Annotated in this window: 17 protein-coding genes; 10 read left to right on the forward strand and 7 right to left on the reverse strand. The window is 59.9% G+C overall.

Features of this window, described 5'->3' with window-relative positions; all coding sequences use genetic code 11:
• Nucleotides 1-126: 126 nt before the first annotated feature.
• The 7 genes from HY298_27115 (at nt 127) to HY298_27145 (ending at nt 7203) form a co-directional block, all read left to right on the forward strand.
• On the forward strand, nt 127-747 hold the full coding sequence (locus tag HY298_27115) for a DUF1326 domain-containing protein (protein ID MBI3853913.1): 621 nt from the start codon (nt 127-129) through the stop codon (nt 745-747).
• Between the two features lie 83 nt (nt 748-830).
• On the forward strand, nt 831-2519 hold the full coding sequence (locus tag HY298_27120) for a hypothetical protein (protein MBI3853914.1): 1689 nt from the start codon (nt 831-833) through the stop codon (nt 2517-2519).
• Between the two features lie 75 nt (nt 2520-2594).
• Nucleotides 2595-3734, forward strand: coding sequence for a cupin domain-containing protein (locus HY298_27125; protein ID MBI3853915.1), 1140 nt, complete (start codon nt 2595-2597; stop codon nt 3732-3734).
• 152 nt (nt 3735-3886) lie between these two features.
• Complete coding sequence (locus tag HY298_27130) at nt 3887-4909, forward strand: nitronate monooxygenase (GenBank protein MBI3853916.1); 1023 nt, start codon at nt 3887-3889, stop codon at nt 4907-4909.
• A gap of 96 nt (nt 4910-5005) precedes the next feature.
• Nucleotides 5006-5824, forward strand: coding sequence for a class I SAM-dependent methyltransferase (locus HY298_27135; protein MBI3853917.1), 819 nt, complete (start codon nt 5006-5008; stop codon nt 5822-5824).
• A gap of 14 nt (nt 5825-5838) precedes the next feature.
• Nucleotides 5839-6300, forward strand: a complete 462-nt coding sequence (locus HY298_27140; protein ID MBI3853918.1) for a VOC family protein — start codon at nt 5839-5841, stop codon at nt 6298-6300.
• Between the two features lie 108 nt (nt 6301-6408).
• Nucleotides 6409-7203: a DUF2182 domain-containing protein gene (locus tag HY298_27145; GenBank protein ID MBI3853919.1), complete on the forward strand. Its 795-nt coding sequence runs from the start codon at nt 6409-6411 to the stop codon at nt 7201-7203.
• 15 nt (nt 7204-7218) lie between these two features.
• Here the strand turns inward: HY298_27145 and HY298_27150 are convergent, their stop codons facing one another.
• The 7 genes from HY298_27150 to HY298_27180 all read right to left on the reverse strand — a co-directional run bounded on the left by HY298_27150 (nt 7219) and on the right by HY298_27180 (nt 15690).
• Nucleotides 7219-7938: a TIGR00730 family Rossman fold protein gene (locus HY298_27150; protein ID MBI3853920.1), complete on the reverse strand. Its 720-nt coding sequence runs from the start codon at nt 7936-7938 to the stop codon at nt 7219-7221.
• Between the two features lie 192 nt (nt 7939-8130).
• Nucleotides 8131-9057 (reverse strand): ROK family protein, encoded by a 927-nt coding sequence (locus HY298_27155; GenBank protein ID MBI3853921.1) that lies wholly within the window; start codon nt 9055-9057, stop codon nt 8131-8133.
• A gap of 180 nt (nt 9058-9237) precedes the next feature.
• On the reverse strand, nt 9238-10428 hold the full coding sequence (locus HY298_27160) for a DegT/DnrJ/EryC1/StrS family aminotransferase (GenBank protein ID MBI3853922.1): 1191 nt from the start codon (nt 10426-10428) through the stop codon (nt 9238-9240).
• A gap of 4 nt (nt 10429-10432) precedes the next feature.
• Complete coding sequence (locus HY298_27165; protein ID MBI3853923.1) at nt 10433-11338, reverse strand: SDR family oxidoreductase; 906 nt, start codon at nt 11336-11338, stop codon at nt 10433-10435.
• Nucleotide 11339: 1 nt separating this feature from the next.
• On the reverse strand, nt 11340-12680 hold the full coding sequence (locus HY298_27170) for an MFS transporter (GenBank protein MBI3853924.1): 1341 nt from the start codon (nt 12678-12680) through the stop codon (nt 11340-11342).
• A gap of 103 nt (nt 12681-12783) precedes the next feature.
• Complete coding sequence (locus tag HY298_27175; GenBank protein MBI3853925.1) at nt 12784-14025, reverse strand: hypothetical protein; 1242 nt, start codon at nt 14023-14025, stop codon at nt 12784-12786.
• A 561-nt stretch (nt 14026-14586) separates the two neighbouring features.
• Nucleotides 14587-15690: a transposase gene (locus tag HY298_27180; protein ID MBI3853926.1), complete on the reverse strand. Its 1104-nt coding sequence runs from the start codon at nt 15688-15690 to the stop codon at nt 14587-14589.
• 194 nt (nt 15691-15884) lie between these two features.
• Between HY298_27180 and HY298_27185 the strand changes: the two genes are divergently transcribed.
• The 3 genes from HY298_27185 (at nt 15885) to HY298_27195 (ending at nt 19508) form a co-directional block, all read left to right on the forward strand.
• Nucleotides 15885-17123 (forward strand): Gfo/Idh/MocA family oxidoreductase, encoded by a 1239-nt coding sequence (locus tag HY298_27185; protein ID MBI3853927.1) that lies wholly within the window; start codon nt 15885-15887, stop codon nt 17121-17123.
• Between the two features lie 115 nt (nt 17124-17238).
• The gene (locus HY298_27190) at nt 17239-18369 is read left to right on the forward strand and encodes a mandelate racemase (GenBank protein MBI3853928.1); all 1131 of its coding nucleotides are present in this window, start codon (nt 17239-17241) and stop codon (nt 18367-18369) included.
• On the forward strand, nt 18366-19508 hold the full coding sequence (locus HY298_27195; GenBank protein MBI3853929.1) for a PmoA family protein: 1143 nt from the start codon (nt 18366-18368) through the stop codon (nt 19506-19508). The genes HY298_27190 and HY298_27195 overlap by 4 nt, the downstream gene beginning before the upstream one ends.
• Nucleotides 19509-19518: the final 10 nt, after the last annotated feature.

Consider the following 19518-nt stretch of genomic DNA (forward strand, 5'->3'; position numbering starts at 1 on the left):
TTACTTGTGGTTGCAATTTTAAAGGCATCTACCCAAAACCCAGGCCGACATGGGAAGTCTTGGTCGCCTCTCCAAGCGACCGGGCGAAGCAGTCAACACAATGGGTGAAGAGAAAGGAAAATTGGTATGACATCAGACAACAAAGTCAAATGGTCGTTTGAAGCTGATTACCTTCAGGCCTGCAGTTGTGACTATGGGTGCCCGTGCGAATTCGAAGCGCCGCCAGCGCGCGGCTTCTGCCAGGGCCTGGGAGCGTGGAAGATCAACCGCGGCAATTACGGGGACGTCTTGTTGAATGGTCTGGCGCTGGCCTTCGCCCTTCATACCCCGGAAGAAATGCACAAAGGCAACGGCACCGGCGTTTACTTCATTGATGAGAAGGCGACACCTCAACAACGCGACGCGCTGCAAAAAATCGCCACGGCCCACGATGGCGGCATGCCTTTCGAGGTGTTAAAGGCCGTCATCACCAAGTGGTTGCCGCCGCAGTTCGTGCCCTTTCGATTCCACCTGAACGGCAAGAACAGCAGTGTCAAAGTCGGCAACGCCCTCACCATTGCCTGTGAACCGATCAAGAATCCGGTGTCGGGCGAACCGGAGAGCGTTCGTATTGTTCACGCAACGGGTTTTATTTTCAAGGATGCGGAAGTCGTCTCCGCCCGCGAATGTGAGAGCACCGTGGCGGATTTTGCCTTCTCGTGGCCGAACAAAGCGGGATTCGTTTCGCAGATCAAGTACGGGAATTGATTTTGTTCGCACGGGCCGAAGCACAGAAAGTTGCGATCGCTGGTAACAAGAAGGCGTTTCCATTGTACCGAGGAATTCCAGATATGAAAACTTCAACTCATTTGTTCATAACTACACTCCTGGCTGGTTTCACATTTGCCGCGCCAGGCGCAAGTGCGCAAGTCACCACCCACCCGAAACCCGCCCGGTTGTTGCCCGGGCTTGGCAGGGTGCATCATCCGGTTTCGACCAAAAGCGGAACGGCGCTACGCTATTTTGATCAAGGCCTGGCCCTGGTCTTCGCGTTCAATCACGAGGCTGCTGTCCGCTCCTTCAAACGCGCCGCCGAATACGATCCGGACCTGGCGATGGCCCAGTGGGGCATCGCGTTGGCGCTGGGGCCGAACATCAATCTCGATGTCGATCCAGAGCGCGAGAAAGCGGCCTACGAAGCCGCGCAACAGGCCTTGTCCCTCGCCGCCAAAGCGCCGGAGCATGAGCGGGCCTACATCGAGGCGTTGACGAAACGGTATTCCATTGATCCCAAAGCGGACCTGAAGAAGCTTGCGGTTGATTTCAAAAACGCCATGGGTGAAGTGTCGAAGCGTTATCCCGATGACTTGGACGCCGCCACGCTCTACGCTGAGAGCGCGATGGACCTCCGACCCTGGCAACTTTGGAGCGCCGATGGTAAACCGGCGGAAGGCACGGAGGAAATCGTAGCTGTGCTGGAATCTGTGCTGCGACGCGAACCCGATCACCTCGGCGCCAATCATTACTACATCCACGCCGTTGAAGCCTCACCGCATCCGGAGCGCGCGCTGCCCTGTGCGCAGCGACTCGAATCGTTGGCGCCCGCCGCAGGCCACCTCGTCCACATGCCGGCGCACATCTACATGCGTGTCGGGGACTATGCCGCCGCCGCGCGCCGCAACGAGTTCGCTGCGACTGCCGATCAGGAATACATCCAGACTTGCGGCGTGCAAGGCGTTTATCCGATGTTATATTACAGTCACAATCTTCATTTCCTCGCCATCGCGCATGGCTTGCAGGGACGTTTTGCCGACGCCAAGCGAGCGGCGGACAAACTCGCCGCCCATGTCGGACCGCACGTAAAGGAAATCCCGTTGCTTGAAGGTTTCATGCCGACGCCGACTCTGATCCTGGTCATGTTCGGCCGTTGGAATGACATCTTGAGATCACCCGAGCCGGCTCCGGAAATGAAGACCACCACAGCCTTGTGGCATTTCGCGCGCGGCATGGCGGCCGTCTCGACCGGCAAACTTGAACAGGCCCAGAAGGAGCATCAGGCCTTGGTCGCTGCCAAAAGCGCAATTCCCCCCGAGGCCATGTATGGCCCGCTCAACCGCGTGAGTGACATTTTGAAAATTGCCGATGGGCTGCTCGGAGCGAAAATCGCCGTCCCGCACCGCGACACGCAATCCGCCATCGCACTACTCGAACAGGCCGCCCAAGTGGAGGACAGCCTCAACTACACCGAGCCGCCCGACTGGTATATTTACAGCCGGGAGGCGCTGGGGAGCGTGCTGTTGGCGAATCGCGATTATATCAAGGCGGAAAAAGTTTTCCGCGACGATCTGGAACGCAATCCCCGCAAAGGCCGCGCGCTTTTCGGGTTGTATCAAAGTTTGAAGGCCCAGGGAAAAAACGACGCCGCCCAATCGGTCAGGACCGAATTTGAAACCGCGTGGAAAAATGCCGACACCACGCTGAGAGCAGAAGAAACCTTTTGGAACAACCCGACACGCCTGGTCCTACAGACCGCGCCGTGAACTGGAACACGTCCCAACACCATCGGAAAGAACCTGGCGGAAATCACCAACCCAACCAGAAAGGAGAAAACAAGAATGAAAACGGCAAATGGAAAAATTATTGTGCTCGCCAGTGTCTTGCTGGCATCGACCCCCGGTGTGGCGCCGGCGCAAGACCCGGTGCAAGTCGCGCCCGAAACCTACAAGGTGGTGCTCGACACCCCGCGCGTCCGTGTGCTCGAAATCAAGCTGCCGCCCGGTGGCAAGTCACCGATGCATTCGCACCCTGCTTTTATCATCTACAGTTTCAATGCGAACAAAACGAAATTTACTTTGCCCGACGGTACCACCCGCGAGGTGTCCATGAAGCCGGGTGAAATCGCCTGGAGTGAAGCCACCTCTCATGCTGCCGAGAATGTGGGCGGCACCGCGGCCCACATTCTCAACATTGAACTCAAGGAGCCGCCGGCCAAGACCAAAATCTCGCTCCAATCTCGGATGGATCCCGTCAGGGTGAACCCGGGGAAATACAAAGCTGTGTTCGAAAACGAGCGGGTGCGTGTGCTGGAGTACCGCGACAAGCCTGGTGATAAGGCCCTGATGCACTCGCACCCCGACCACCTTGTTTATGCCTTGAGTGATTTGCAGCGCCGATTCACTTTTCCCGACGGCAAAACCGCTGACCTCAGGCAGGAGGGTGGCAGCGCGGTCTGGGTAAATGCCGAAACCCATGCCGGGGAAAATACCGGCCAGACCGACACACACGTCTTGATCGTGGAATTGAAAGACCAACCCGCCGCACACACTTCCTCCGCATCAAGTGCATCGGCGGGTGCGATGAGTGTGCGATTCCAGGATGCGAAATGGGAAAAGATGCTGCCTGAACTCGAAAAAGATTCACCGGAGATTTCCATTCTGCGGGTGGACCCGAAGACACAGGCCGCGCAGCTTCTTATCCGCACCCCAGCCGCGATGCATGTGCCCAAACACTGGCACGCGGCCAATGAGACACACACCATGATCATCGGCACGGCGACTTTCGAATGTGACGGCGAGCGGGTGACCCTCGGCCCGGGTTCATTTAATTACATTCCCGGCAAAATGGTTCACCAGGCCTGGACCTCCGCCGGCAGCGTTGTGTTCATCACCGTGGACCACGCTTGGGACATCAACTGGGTGGAAGGCCCGCCGAAAGCGTCGGATGTGGGCGTTGCTCCTCCCGACCCGGCAAAGTAAGGGACGGCGCCATGAATGCAGAGTCCAATGGCATCCCCCCATTTTCCTGGTGGCCTTGTTTTTGGCAACCAGTGCGAAGAGTGTGCAGGAACCGGACGTAATGAAACCCGAAGTTCGTTTCGGTAACGTCGCCGACGCGGAGGAAAGACCCTATGTTAAGGACACATCTGTGTGAATTGCTGGGCATTGAGGTGCCGATCCTCTCGGCGCCCATGGGCCCGAACATCAGCGGCCCGGAACTGGCCGCCGCCGTGAGCAATGCCGGCGGCCTGGGCATCATGCAGGCGCAATTGGCCCCGCCGCCGTTGTTGCGGCAGGAGATTTATCGCCTGCGCGAATTGACCGACAAGCCCTTCGGCGTGAATTTCATTTTGCACTTTCCGCACCAGGAAAGCATCGCGGTTTGCCTGCAAGAGCGCGTGCCGGTCTTGATGTTTTTTTGGGGCGATCCGTCACCGTTCGTCGCGCGGGCACATGCGGCTGGCGCGAAAGTGCTTCATCAGGTCGGCTCGGTTGAGGGCGCACGTCAGGCCACTCGCGCGGGCGTGGACGTCCTCGTTGCCCAAGGCGTGGAAGCGGGCGGCCACCTCGCGGGCGAGGTAACGACGATGGCACTGGTGCCGCGGGTGGTGGATGCCGTCGCGCCGACACCGATGGTGGCGGCGGACGGCATCGCCGATGCGCGCGGACTCGTGGCTGCGCTGGCGTCGGGTGCCGAGGCGGTCATGCTCGGCACACGATTTCTGGCGACCCCCGAGGCCAACGCGCATCCGGTTTACAAAATGAAACTCGTCGCGGCCACGGAGGAAGACACGGTGCGCACGACGTTGTTCGGGCACGAATGGCCCAACGCGCCGCATCGCACGCTGCGCACGCCGTTCGTGCGGGAGTGGCTGGGGCAGGAAGCCCGGGCGCAGGAGTCACGGCCCGATGAACCGTTGATTGGCCAGACGCGCGTTGCGGGTCAAACGATTCCGCTGCCGCGTTTCATGGGTTTGCCACCGTGCGCCGATGCGAGCGGTGACGTTGAGTCCATGAATTTTCTCGCGGGCCAGAGCGTCGGCCTGGTGCACGAAATCAAACCGGCCGCCGCAATCGTCTGCGAGATGGTCGAGCAGGCAACCCAGATCATCGGGCAGCGTCTCAATAACGCGCTCGGCGCAGCGAGCGTGTGAGGCTTGAACTGCGACCAGATGAGAGACCGCCGAGAAATACGGGAGCGGCGAATTTATTCGCAACCGCGCAATGGAATTTAATCTGAGGCAAACATTATGAGCAATCCCGGTGATGATAAAGTCTTCAACGGCTCGATTCCGAAGCTTTACGAAACGTATCTGGTGACGTTGATTTTCGCGCCCTACGCAGCAGACCTGGCGAATCGACTGACTTCGCGAACGCCTACCCGCGTGCTCGAGATGGCCGCCGGCACGGGTGTCCTGACTCGCCGGCTGGCATCCGTTTTACCCGAAAGCGTCTCGGTCGTCGCCACCGACCTGAATCGGCCGATGCTGGAACTGGCTCGCGCGATTGGAACCAAGCGCCCAGTCGAGTGGCGTCACGCTGATGCCCTGCAACTACCCTTCGCGGACGAAACGTTTGACGCTGTCGTGTGCCAGTTTGGTGTCATGTTCTTCCCTGAAAAGTCGAAGGCGTTTTCGGAGGCGCGTCGGGTCCTCAGGCCGGGAGGCGTCTTTATTTTCAACGTGTGGGACCGGATCGAAGAAAACCAATTTGCTGAAACCGTGACGGTGGCACTGGAACCGCTGTTTCCCAAGGACCCACCGCGCTTCCTGGCTCGCACACCCCACGGCTATTACGACCGTTCGACCATCGAACGAGACCTTGCCAAAGGCGGTTTCACTGCGTCACCGCAAATGGATACCGTTGCCGCCCGCAGTCGGGCAGAATCTCCACGCATCCCGGCGGTCGCCTACTGCCAGGGGACGCCGCTGCGCAACGAGATTGAAGCGCGCGACGGCTCGCAGCTCGGCGAAGCAACGAAGCGGGCGGCGGAAGCGATCGCCCGGCGATTCGGGCGCGGCGTTGTGGACGGGAAGATTCAGGCGCACATTGTGACCATGGAAAACTAGTTGGCGGTTGAAACATGCATCTGTACGAAACGCATATCCCGGTCGCAGATACAAACGTTTCCGAGGTTTTTTACCGGGAAGTGGTGGGGTTGCCTTTCGCTTATCGCGATCCGACCCGGGACATTGTGTTTATGTGGGCGGATGAGAAAAAGAAAGGCATGATCGGATTGTGGGGGCCGACCACGGGATTCGGACGGCAAAACGGGATCATTACTCCATGCCATTTTGCATTCGCGGTTTTGTTCGAAGAGTTGCTGGGCGCAATCGAGAAGTTGAACGAATGCGGAATCGAAACCCGCGGATTTGGTGGCGAGCCGTGCGGCGAACCCAGTGTGATTGGGTGGATGCCCGCGGCGCAAATCTATTTTCGCGATCCGGACGGGCATTCGCTGGAATTCATCTCAATTCTGCCGGACCCACCAAACCCAAGCTTTCATGGGCCTTACTCCGAATGGAGAAAATTGACCACAGACTAGCTTAGCGAACGTGATTGCGTGTTCTGCGTGGCGAACTAACGAAACAGCCGTCCGGGTGTTTGTGTGATTGACGATTGGCGATAGCGGACCAACGATTGTGACAGATTTATGACTACGTTTAACGACGCCCTCGAAACCATCTTGAAGCGCGATCGCGCAGTCGTGCTGCTCGGCCTGGCAGGTGTGACCGCGCTGGCATGGAGTTATCTCTTCTACGACGCGTGGCACATGCAACACCCGGAGACCGGCCTGGCATTGTGTTGTGTCCCACAAACTCACGCCTGGACGGCGCGCGAAGTTTTTTTCCTGTTCCTGATGTGGACGTTGATGATGGTCGCAATGATGGTGCCGTCGGTTGCGCCAATGGTGTTGATGGTTGCCAACCTCAATCGAAAACGGCGGCTGCAGGAAAACCCGTGTGTCCCGACGGGAATGTTTCTGCTGGGCTATCTGGCGGTGTGGACGATTTTCAGCGCGCTGGCCGCCCTCGCGCAATGGGCCTTGCACGCGACCGCGCTGCTATCACCCATGATGGTCAGCACCAGCCCGATCCTCGGCGGCCTTCTGCTGATTGCCGCCGGCGTGTTCCAATGGACGCCGCTCAAGAACGCCTGCCTGACTCATTGCCGCTCGCCGTTGAGTTTTCTGATGACCGATTGGCGCGAAGGCAGCCGCGGCGCATTCTTCATGGGGCTCAAGCACGGCGCGTACTGCACCGGTTGTTGCTGGATTCTGATGGCTCTGTTGTTTGTGGCCGGCGTGATGAACCTGTGGTGGGTCGCCATTCTCGCCATCTTTGTGCTCGTGGAAAAAATCGCGCCGAAAGGGCTTGTGATCGGCCGGAGTGCCGGGGTGTTGTTCGCGTTTTGGGGCGCGTGGTTAATCGTTGATCGAATGATTTGAGCTGCGATGATTGCTTCAGGTTGAGCGCTGCGGTTTCTCGAATCCCAACTCACCCAACCACGGCAGTCGCCGGCGCACGGCGGGTTTCAAGCCGAATGGTTCGATGGCGTGCTGGCGGATGTGAGCGATGGCGTCGTCCACCGAGTCCGTTGCATAAATCAACTTGAGGTCCTCGGGACTGATGGTGCCCGCGCGGGCCATCTTCTGGATGAAGCCGGTCAGCCCGTGCCAGTAATCCGTCCCCATCATGACGATGGGAAAGTGTTGAATCTTGCCGGTCTGAATCAGCGTCAGCGCCTCGAACAGTTCGTCCACCGTGCCCGCCCCGCCGGGGAAGACGACGAAAGCGTAACTGTATTTGATGAGCAACGTTTTACGGACGAAGAAATAGTACAAGGTCACGGAGCGGTCGAGGTAGGAGTTTGACTTTTGCTCGAAGGGAAGCTCGATGTTGCACCCGACAGAACGTCCGCCCGCGTCTTTCGCGCCGCGATTGGCGGCCTCCATGATGCCCGGACCGCCGCCGGTCATGATCGTGAAACCGAGCCGCGCCGTCGCCGCGCCCATCTGCCGTGCCAACTGGTAATACGGATCACCTTCGCGCGTACGCGCCGAACCGAACATGGTGACGCATGGCCCGACGAAATGAAGCACGCGAAATCCGCGCAGAAAATCCCGCATCACCCGGAGCAGGGTCACCAATTCACTGGTGCGCGAGCGCGGCCCTTCGAGCATCAGCCGATCGGCCTCGCCACTCGCGGCACCGGGCGCGGCCGCATTCGCCGGGTGCGACTCGCCCGCCCGGTGGTCGTTGGGAAACTCGTCAATCTCTGGTTTCATGCTCCCCCAGATTACGGTGGCGCCCCGGCTTTGAACAGCCCATCTGATCGGGGATTTCGGAATTTGAAGTGAGCCGCCCAACGGCGGCTAGGTAATCGTTTTGCCCGCCCTGGCGAGCAACAGCGCGCCCACGGGCACCGCGTCTTCGCCCAGTTGCGCAAGACAAACACGCGGTCCGGGGGCAAACGCCTCCATCACGTAGCTGCGCAGCGCATTTTCAACCGCCGTCCGCAATGGCTCGCCCACCAGCGACAATCCACCGCCCATGACGATGACTTCGGGATGAAACAAATGCACGACGTGCGACAAGGCAAAGGCCAGGTCCTGCGCCGTCTCCTGGAGAATCCGCCGGGCCGCTCCGTCGCCCTGCAGCAAGGCGGCAGCGAGGTGTTTCGCCTCGCCACCGGGGCTTCCACGGACGAACCGATTAAGCGCACTTTCCGGCTCGGTTGTTTTCAGCGCGCGAATTTTTTCGTCCACCGCCCAGCCCGAACAGCGGGATTCGACGGTCGTCTTGTCGCGTTCCAGCAGCACGTGACCAAACTCCACCTCGCCCGGCTTTGCGCCGTGATAGATTTTCCCGTCCACCACCAGTCCCCCCCCCACGCCGCTACCCATGTTGAAGTAGAAAGCCGGGTTGCATCCGCGGCCTGCGCCGCGCAAGGCTTCACCAAGCGCCGCTGCGTTCGAGTCGTTCTCCACCACCACGGGCGCGTTGGTGAGCGAATGAAGCCAGTCGCCCAGTTCAAAATCCGTCCAACCTTCGACCTGGTGCGAGCAACAGATTTTTCCCGTTCGCCAATCCACCGGCCCGCCAAAGCCGACGCCAATGGCGGCGAGCTGTGTGCTTTTCAATTCGCCAAGCGCCGATTCGATCTGACGGCGTATGCCGACGCCCCCTTCGGCTGGATTCACGCTGACGCGATGACGTTGAATGATGCTCGCCTGCTGGTCGCCCACCACGATTTGCAATTTGCTGCCGCCGATTTCGATGGCGAGATACACTTGCTTCATGCGTTTTATTCAGCCACAGATCGGCGAAGAGGAAACGCGGAAAAATAGGGCGGAAGGTGTCAGGGACACAAAACCGTTGACCCGTTGCGGCTGTCCACTGTCCTTAAATCCTGCGTCAGAAGGGTGCGAAGTGTCGCTAAACTCCGCAACCGCTGAAGCAGTTGTTGGGGCAAACATATCTTACGGCTTTTGCAGTTGCCGGATGCTGGCGATCAAATAGTCAAGGGCTTCGCGGGTTTGGCGCGGGTTGATGGGAAGCGTGACGAGGCGCTCGGCCATGGCTTCGGCCACGGGGAATTGTCCCTTCTTGAAACCACGTTTCCGAAAAGCGGTTGAGTAATGCAGCGGGGTGTAATGCGTGCCGACTTTGATGCCGCGTTCGTGCAGCATCGCGTAAATAAAATCGTCGCGGCTCATTCCGAATTCGGCGGGAATGATTTGCACGGGGTAAAGGTGGAAGACGTGTTTGTTGCCCGGCGCAACCGTCGGCAACGTCAATCCCGGCACGTCGCGGAGTCCAGCAGTCAGATAGGCGGCGTTGTCGATGCGGCGTTGGTTGAGCGTGTCGAGTTTCTTCAACTGGATGATGCCGACGGCCGCCTGCATGTCCGTCATGCGGAAGTTGTAGCCGCAGTCATCGAAATCCTGCCACCAAAACCGTTTGCCCATCGGGAACTTCGTCTCGTCGAGCGAACAATATTTCGTGCTCTTGCCATAGACGCGCGTGCAATGGGAACGGTAGAGCGCAATTTTTTCAAACAGCGCGGCGTCGTTGGTGACGATCATGCCGCCCTCGCCCAGCGTGGACATATTTTTCTGTTCGTGAAAACTGAAGCAGCCGGTCGTCCCAATGCTGCCGGCCTTGCGTCCTTTGTATTCCGCGCCGACCGCGTGGCAGGCATCTTCAATCACCGCAAACCCGTGTCGCTTGGCGAGCGCGAGAATGGCGTTCATCTCGCAGCACTGGCCATAAAGGTGGACCGGCAGCACGGCCCTCGTGTTGGGCGTAAGTTTCTCCTCCAGCTTTTTCGGATCGAGGTTGCAGGTAACAGGATCGATATCAACGAAATCAACTTCAGCGCCGAGCGTCGCACCGGCGGCGGCAGTGGCGATCCACGTCAACGGCGTGGTTAGGACGCGGTCGCCGCGTTTGATGTCGAGGGCGACGAGCGACAGGAAGAGCGCCGCGGTGCCGTTGCTGCAGGCGCGGGCGTGAGTCGTGCCGCAATACGCGGCGAAGTCCTTCTCAAACTGGATGCACGCGTCACCGCTCGTTGGCGCGCCCTGGCGCAACACTTCGATCATGGCGCGCTCTTCCTCCGGGCCGTATTCGCTGCCGAATTTGATTTGCAGATCGTGTTGAATCTTCATGCGCTCAAGGCGAGGTGATTCTTCTTGATTGCAGCGCCAACGCAAGTCCTTCGTCGAGACTGAGCATCGGCGTCTTAAGTTCGGCGCGGGCCTTGGTGTTGTCGAGCGAAACATTTCTGGGTCGGGGCGCGCGGCCCGGCATGTCGCTGGAATCCGTGGCGATGATTTGCTGTTTCGGAAAACCGAGACGCACAGCAATACGCTGCGCCATTGCGAAACGGCTGAGACTGTCGTTGCCGGCGAGGTGAAAAATGCCGGAGTGACTACCTACGGCCAGTTCGATCAATGCGCGCGCGACGGTGATGACATCAACCGGTGTGCGGATTTCGTTGGTGGGGAAAGTAACTTCGCGACCGGCTTTGAGCGTTGGAATCATGGTCGCCAGAAAAGAGTTGCCCTGGCTCAGCATCGGCAATCCGACGACGAGCGAGAGGCGGGCAATGATGCCGCTCGCGCCCAGTAGTGACACGATTTTTTCGGCTTCAACCTTGGTGGTTGCGTAGAAGTTGACGGGCCGGGGCATGTCCGTTTCACGATACGGCGCGTGTTCGCCATCGAACACCGTATCGCTGGAACAGAAAACCAGTTTGGCGCCGCTGCTCGCGCAGAGGTCGGCCAGCGTTTGCGTGATCCCGACGTTCACCTCACGGGCGATTTGCTGATGCGTCTCGCAATAATCAATGCTGGCCAGCGCGGCGGTGTGGATCACGGCGTCAGGTCGCACGCTCTGAAAAGTCTGACGGAGTTGTTCGGCCTCGGCGGAGTTGACCACGTGCCAATGCAAGTTCCTGCGCGGAGACGGGCCAGATTCGCGGGACAGCGCGTGCAATTCGCAATCGGGGTCAGCCTGCCAGATGACGTTGCTCGCCACGAAGCCATTGGCCCCGGTAATGAGGATGCGTTTCGCCATGCTATCCGTCCGGCCGCTTGCCGGCGTCGGCCACCGCTGCGTCGGCGGCACGATGTTTCTTGTGGGCTGCGTGGACGTACCAGATGACGACGACCATCGTCAAAAGAAAGACGATGCTCATGGAAAGCGTAAGAATGTTCGCGTTCCGAATGGCGACATTGATGTCTTTGTTTCCCATGATCCGGCCAATGACCTCCTCCTGGACCACCGGGCCGAGGCTGCCCACGCCGTTGACCAACCCGGCGACGGCCACGCCGTTTCGTTCGCCCGCGACTTGCACCGAAGCGGCGCCGGCGAGAATCGTGTCCGGGCCGTAGATCATGAATCCCACGGCGCCGAAACAGAACGCGAGCGCGTACGGATTGGCGCCGAACACGACGACCAGCACGTACCCGAGCACCATGCCGATGCCCATGATGAAACAGAGGATCTGCCATTGACCGCGAAACCAACGATCCAACGCCCAGCCCGCGATGATGGCCCCGGCCAGTCCGGCAAAATCGAAAATGCCGGAGTAATACGAAGCGCGCCCGACATCCATGCCTTGCAAATTCAAAAACGTCGGCAGCCAGGAATCCAGCGCATAGCGGAGAAATTTGACGGAGAAATAGCTGATGCCCATAATCATCACCACGGGGTTGACTGCGAGATGGAAGTACTGTCGAAGGGTGATGTGTTCCTCGGTGGACACTCGCACGGTGCGAGTGTCCTCCGTTTCCGGCTGGACGATGGGCGTCAGTCCCACGTCCTGGGGTTTGTTCCGTTGCCAGAAATAAATGATCCACCAGATGCCGACGGTCAGAATCGTGCAGCCGAAAAAAGCGTAACGCCAACCGTATTTCGCGAGCAGGTAGCCGCCAATGCTTTTGACCAGCATGTTGCCGACAAGATAGTTCGTGGACCAGACGCCCATGATGCTGCCGCGTTCCTTTTTACGCAGCCATTCCGACACGCCGCCGACGCAACCGGGCCAGCCGGCCGCCTGCGCCAGTCCATTCACGAACATGAACACGAGAAACGTCCAATAGGAATTGGCGATGCCAAAAACGAAGTTGATGACAATCGAAGCGCCCAGCCCACCGAGCAACAACACGCGCGGTCCCCATTTTCGTCCGATCATGCTGCTTAAGAACTGGCCGACCATGTAAGCCACGAGGTACGCCGTCCAGATGTGCGCAATCTGGCTGAGGTCCACGTTGAATTCCTTGGCGAGGGGATTCTTGCAAATGGTGAAAACCTTCCGCGTCAGATAAAATCCCGCGTAGGCAAAGTAAGTGGAGATCAAGATGCGCCAGCGCCAGAGGGACTGCTCGCGTGAGAGGGAGTCGCTCGTGGCAGACATCTGGGCGGTTTGCATCCGGGAATTAAAAAGGCTTTCGCCCAGGCTTCAAGCTTGGAGTTTCAAAGGTGAATTGCGTGACGGCTTGGTGATTGGTGATTGGACATCACGACAGCGCGTAGATGTGGGTGTCGAACGGAGCGAAGGAGTCGTGCAGTTTTCCTGGCGTCCATTCCACCGCGCGTGACTCGAACAAAACCTCGCAACGGCGAAAATGTTTCAGACCCGAAACTGTGACCTCGACCGGATTCTTGTCCGCGTTGACGGCGATAAGAACGACGCCGTTTTTCGTTGGCTTGGCGGTCCATTCGATTCCACGATCCAGACTGTGGCCGGTGTCGTGATACTCCGGGGAAAGATTCAGCTTCGCTTTCCGCGCCGCTAGAGCCTCCTTCAATTCACTCAACTCGCGCGCGACGGTTTTCAAATCGTTCCACAGTGGCGCTTCCGGCGGCGCGTAGGAAAGCCCCCAGTAGAGAAGTCCGTTGACGCCGTGAACGACAGATTGCCACGCCATGAAACGCAATTGTTGGCGTGTCGGATACAAAGTCATTTTCGGATCTCGATCTTTTTCCCGCAGGTTCTCCCAGGCAAATGCCTGCAAGACGGTGAACACGACGCGTTTGGCGCCGGCAACCTCGCGCATCTTCGCGGCGTATTGGCCAACCTGGCTGATGTGCGGATTGAGGAAGTCTCCTTGCTGACCGTCCGGCCACAGCGCGTAGAGTTCCCGAATACCCGGTGGAATGACGGGATAAATGTCCGTTGCCACGATGTCAGCGCCGTCGTTGTAACGCCGCAACGTGGACACCAGATTCGTCGGAGAATGATTCAAGTACAACGGATGCGCGGGATCGAGCTGTTTGACAAAGCGATACGACTCGATGATGTCGGCCGGAGGCACGCGCGCTTCGGTTTTTTTCCAGACAAAGGTAGGTTCGTCTTCGGTTTCCCAAAACAGCAGGGCCGGTTCATCTTTGAGCGCCAGTACCGTTTTGCGGATGCGGGCCTCGGCTTCCGCACGGTTGTGCGGCGAAATCGAACCCAGCGACGTCCAGCCGTAGAGTCCATGTTCGCGCGCCTTGGCGAAGTCGGCGGCGTTTGCCGGCAAATTCACGAGGTTGAATCCGGCGTTGCGGGTTTCTTCCAGAGGATTCGGGGCATTTGGCAACGAGTAAAGACCGAGGATGAATTCGCGCCGACCATTCACCACCAACATGCCGTCCGAATCCAACCGCACCGAACTGGCATTTTCGGCTGCCGATTTGGATGCGCTGGCGATCAGCCCACGTTCGCCGGCGCAAAGCGCGGATACCGCAATCGTCTTTAGAAATGCGCGTCGATTCATAAGTTGTTAGACTGACCGGCAAAGAATGGTCGCAAACGAAACCAGCAACCCAGCCTTCGGCCACCCTGTCTATGAACTGCGTAGCGCGCCGGTTCATGGCACCGATGCGCGATTTCGAGATTATGGCGGCTATCCATGAAGTTCGATGCTTTCCATTCCGTCGAATACGCGCGGAGCGTTTGGAGTGCGGCGACTTGTCGCCGCTGTTGCACGGGGCGTGTGGGGAAGGTACGCCCGCTCTGGAGCAAGCCCTCCCCAAAGCGGCGACCAGTCGCCGCACTGCTATGAGTTGGGTCAAGGCTGGTGAGGCGCTTGGCCAGTGTTTGTTTTTTATTAATAGCTGTTCTTGCCTTTTTCCTTTCCGGCGTGGGCCGAGTTGTAAAACGTTTTCTTGGCGCGGTCAACGGCGGCAGCCGTTGCTCTTCCTGCTATCCGTGCTCGCCCAATCTCCAAAGCGGGTCGTTGCCAACCCCAGTGCGGCTGCGGGCGCGCGCCGTTTCAAATCGTTTCGGTCTGCCTTCATTCAAAGTTTCAGTCTTGTATCGTGGCGGTGGGCAAACTTCAAGCCGCCGCGCCGACCATCGTCCAGCCGAAGGTTTCCGGGGGCACGCGATCGGTGCGCCAGCGCCACAGGTCCACCGCCATTTGCCGCGCCAGGGCCACGATGGCTTTCTTCTTCGCGGCCTTCGTCGCCTTCGGATTGCCCAACACGTCCTCCCATTTCTTGACCAGCGCACAGTCGCGTTGCCACACCACCAGCCGCCAGGCCAGTTCCACCAGCGCGGTGCGCCGCCGCACGTTGCCGTGTTTGGTGATGGGCAAGAGGTGCGTGCTCTTGCCGCTGGCGCTCACCCCGCCGCACAGGCCGGTGTAACTGCCGACTTGGCGCCGGTTTCGGAAACGATGCCAGTCACCGATCTCGCGTTCGACCACTTCGTAGGTCAGGCCACCCAAGCCTTTGGGACGCCGGGCGGGCGCGGCGGCTTCCAAGGCGGTGGTGGCCGCGTCCAGTTCGGCGGTCAAGGTGGCCAGCACGCGGCGGAAGCACTCCAACCGTTCAACCAGCCAGGCCGGGAGTTGGCGGTTGAGTTTGGACCAGCGTCGATCCTCCCACCAGCCCTTCTTTTCGCGCCGGCCCTGGGTGAGCAACAGGCTGCGGCCTTGCGCCGCCACGCGCTTGACCTCGCGTTTGAGTTGTTCCCGCTGGCGGCTTTCGCTGCGCTTTTGTTCCTCTGCCGGCGTGGGCACGCGCACGGTGGCCAGGGCGTGCGGGTTGCCGGCCACGTAACGATCCAGCCGCAGGGCCAGTTGTTTGGCGTCGCTCTTGTCGTGGTTGACGCCCTTGTGCTGTTCATCCAGGCAGACGGGTTGGACGACCAGGTTGTGGACGCCCAACGCCACCAAGTCGCGGTGCAGCCCATAGCCGAAGGGGCCGGCTTCGTAGCAACTATGCACCGCCTCGGCCAGCGGGAGCTGGGTCTTGATCCACGCCAGGAACTTGGCCGGCGTGAACTTTTGAGCCGGCTGGGGCGCGCTGTGGTCCAGGAGCCGCACAACAACGATGGTGTCGGCGTGAACGTCCAGGCCCAGTTTGAGGGTTTGCGGTTTTATGATTGCGGCTTGCGCCGCGCCAACTGCAGAAGTATTCAGGTTTTGTTTGATCATAGTGGTGGTGGGTGTAGCGCCTTTGCGCCCACCCGCCAACTACTCATGTCATCTCCGAGACGCTTCGCGCACCCGCATTCCCTTTGGTTCAGGGGCGCAAGTCGTGTGCGAAGTCCGGGGAATTCTCTCCTTGACCGGCGTCAAGGCGTGTTTCTTTCCGGCGCTTCACCCTGCTGTCAAAACAAGGCAAATCTATGAACCGCAATATTCCATTCAACCGCCGCAAGTTCCTCAAACACATTTCCGCCGGCACTGCCGGCATCGCTGCCGCGCCGTGGCTTGCCCGTGGCGCGGCGGGCGCGAAGGAACGCCTCAACCTCGGCCTCATCGGCACGGGCGACCGCGGCTCGTACTTGATGAAGGAAATCATCGCGGCGAGCGGGAAGTGCAATGTGAACATCACCGCCGTCTGCGACGTGTGGAGAAAAAATCGGGAGGCTGCGGCAGCACAGGTGAAGCAACATTTCGGACGCGAGCCGAAGGGGTTCACGCGGTTTGGGGAATTGCTAGCGTCGCCCGACGTGGACGCCGTGGTGATCGCCACGCCGGATTTCAGTCACGGCCCCATTCTGGTCGCGGCGCTGGAGGCGGGAAAGGATGTCTATGTCGAAAAACCGATGACCATCGACATCGCAACGGCCAACCAGGCGCTCGACCTAGCGCGCGCGAAAGACCGCGTCGTGCAAGCCGGCACGCAGCACCGGAGCGAAGGCCGCTACCGCAGCGCGGCGAAATTCGTGGCCACGGGCGCGCTCGGCAAGCTCAGCCGCATCACCGCCGCCATGGCAGTGAACGCCCCGCGATGGGCGCGCAAGTACGACGACTGCCACGAAGCGGACGTGGATTGGGAGGCGTTCTGTCTGGGTCGGATTCATCGGCCATTCAACCCGCGCCTGCTCCGCTGCTGGCAACTTTTCCGCGACACCACCAATGGCATCGCCGGTTTGTGGATGACGCATTACGCCGACTCGGTGCATCTGATCACTGGATCAAAATATCCGGCCAACGCCGTGGCCAATGGCGGCATCTATGTGTGGCGCGACGGACGCGAGCACACGGACACTTTTCAGGCGCTGCTCGAATATCCCGAAGGTTACCTTTTCGATTGGGGTATGTTCCTGGGCAATTCGGCGGGCATCCACTTCACCATGCACGGCACCCAGGGCACGCTCGACCTGGAGGCGTGGTCCTTCTCGACGGAAGGTGCGGCGGAAGTGAAGGTGGGCGAGGCCAAGACCACGAAATTAACGGTTGAACCGGACGTGAGTCACATGGAGAACTGGCTGCAATGCCTCCGTTCGCGCGCGAAACCGAATGCCGATATCCAGTTCGGCCATCAACATGCCGTCGCCACCATCATGGCCGCGACCGCCCTCGAAACCGGCCTCCGACAAAAGTGGGACTCCGCAAAACGCGAGCTGGTCGCGGGATGAACTGATGATACCATCAAGTTCATCGAATGCACTCAGCAGACGCCAGTTCGTTCACACCGTCGGGACAGCGGCAGCAGCGTTCGCCTTGCCTTGGCCCGCGCGGGCTGACCCGCTTATGAAAGTAAAAATCGCCAAAGTCGAAAGTTTTCCCATCAACTATCCGGTGGTTGGCCGGTTCAAGTTCTTCGAAGGGCCAAAGGGTCGCCCGTTGGGTCGGGCTGCCGTGGTCGTGAAGATTACCGCGGACGATGGCACCGTCGGCTGGGGCCAGAGCGTCCCATCGCCCCGGTGGAGTTACGAAACGTTGGAGACGGTTTACTCCACGCTCACGCGCCACCTCACACCGGAGTTGCTCGAACGCGACCCGTTTGACATCGAGGGCATCCACGCCGCGATGAGCCGCGCCATTGCGCCGTCGTTCTCCACCGGCCAGCCGATTTGCAAGGCAGGCGTGGACCTCGCGCTGTTCGACCTCATGGGCAAGCTGCTCAAGCAGTCCGCCGCACAGCGATGGAATCGCAAAAGCCGCGACCGTCTCACATTGAGCTGGACACTCAATCCGCGCACGCCCGACGAAGTCGAACCGCTCATCGCGCAAGGCCGGGCGCGCGGCTACCGACACTTCAACGTCAAGATCGCGCCCGATCCGAAATTCGACCTTGAACTTTGCCGCCTCGTGAAACGCCTCGTGCCCGACGGCTTTCTTTGGGCCGACGCCAACGGCGGCTACGACGAAGAGACCGCGCTGGCCGTCGCGCCCAAGCTGGCGGACATCGGTGTGCCCGTGCTCGAACAGCCGCTCCCAGCCAATCGCCTCACCGGCTATCGCCGCTTGAAGAAGCAGGGCGCGTTGCCCATCATCATGGACGAAGGCATCGTGTCGTCAGTCGAGTTGGAGGAATTCATCAAGCTCGACCTGCTCGACGGTGTGGCGATAAAGCCCGCCCGTTGCGGTGGCCTCACCGATGCGCGTCGCCAGATTGAAATCGTCCAGGGCGCCGGCTTGATGTTTCTCGGCAGCGGCCTGACCGACCCGGACCTTGCCCTGGCCGCTTCGCTCGCGCTCTACGGAGCTTACGATTTGAAATATCCCGCCGCCTTGAACGGCCCGCAGTTCCTCAGCGGCAGTATTCTCAAGCAGCCGTTCGAGGTGAAGGACGGCGAACTCGCAGTGCCGACCGGACACGGCCTGGGCGTCGAAGTGGATGAGGCGAAACTGCCGGAGTTGCTGGTGAAGGACGTGTGAAATCCGAAATCCGAAATCCGAAATCCGAAAGAAGCCCGAAATCCGAAGCCCGAAAGTTCGGCCTGGGGGATTTCCCGGGGAGTGTCGAGAGAAGCGCGCGAGGACAGATGGCGTTGTGCGGTGCGAAAGGCCTTCGGATTTCGGGATTCGGATTTCTTTCGGATTTCGGATTTCGGATTTCGGGCTTCATCTTCCCGCTCGCACTGGCAATTCATCTGAGCTTCGCCCTCGCCTCGCGTGCTGCCGAGCCTGCGCCCCGTCCCTCCTTCTTCTTCACCAACGTCACCGACAAGTCACTCGCCTTGTTCGAAGGCAGCCGGCCCGTGTTCGTTTACAACCACGGCGTTCTGCTCCAGCCTGGTGTGCCCGCCGACCGCGCCCGCAGCACTTACGTGCATCCGATCTACGGTCTCGATGGCGAGGTGCTCACTGACGATTTTCCGAAAGACCACTACCATCATCGCGGACTTTTCTGGGCCTGGCCGCACGTCCGCATCGGCGAACAGCACTACGATCTTTGGGCGCTCAACGGAATCGAGCAACGCTTCGAACGCTGGCTCGCGCGCGAGGCCGACGCCAGCGGCGCGACACTCGGCGTGGAGAACGGTTGGTTTGTCGGTGATCGGAAGGTCATGCAGGAACGGGTCTGGCTCCACGCCTCGCCGTCGGGCAAAGACGAACGCGCGCTGGATGTCGAATTGACGTGGACGCCCGTCGGCGCGCCGCTCACGCTGGAAGGCGCCGAAGGCAAGAGCTATGGCGGATTGACACTCCGCTTCGCGCCCCGCACCAACACCGTCATCACCACGCCGCTGGGGCAGGGCGATAAGGACCTCAGCATCACGCGGCTCCCGTGGGCCGATCTCTCCGCGCGCTTCGCCGGACACGCGCAACCCAGCGGCGCCGCCATTTTCGTCGCGCCCGAGCATCCAGACTTTCCGCCGGAATGGCTCACGCGCCACTACGGCGTGTTGTGCCTCGGCTGGCCGGGTGTAGTTCCGAAAACATTTCAAGTCGGCGAAAACATTCGATGCCGTTACCGTGTGTGGATTCATCGCGGCGCGCCGGACGTGGAAAAGGTAAAGCAAGCGTACCGGGCGTATGCGGAGCCGCAGCCCGTGAAGCGGGAGGGGAAATGAGGTAGTGGTA

The organism is Verrucomicrobiota bacterium (assembly GCA_016200005.1).
GTDB lineage: Bacteria > Verrucomicrobiota > Verrucomicrobiia > Limisphaerales > PALSA-1396 > PALSA-1396.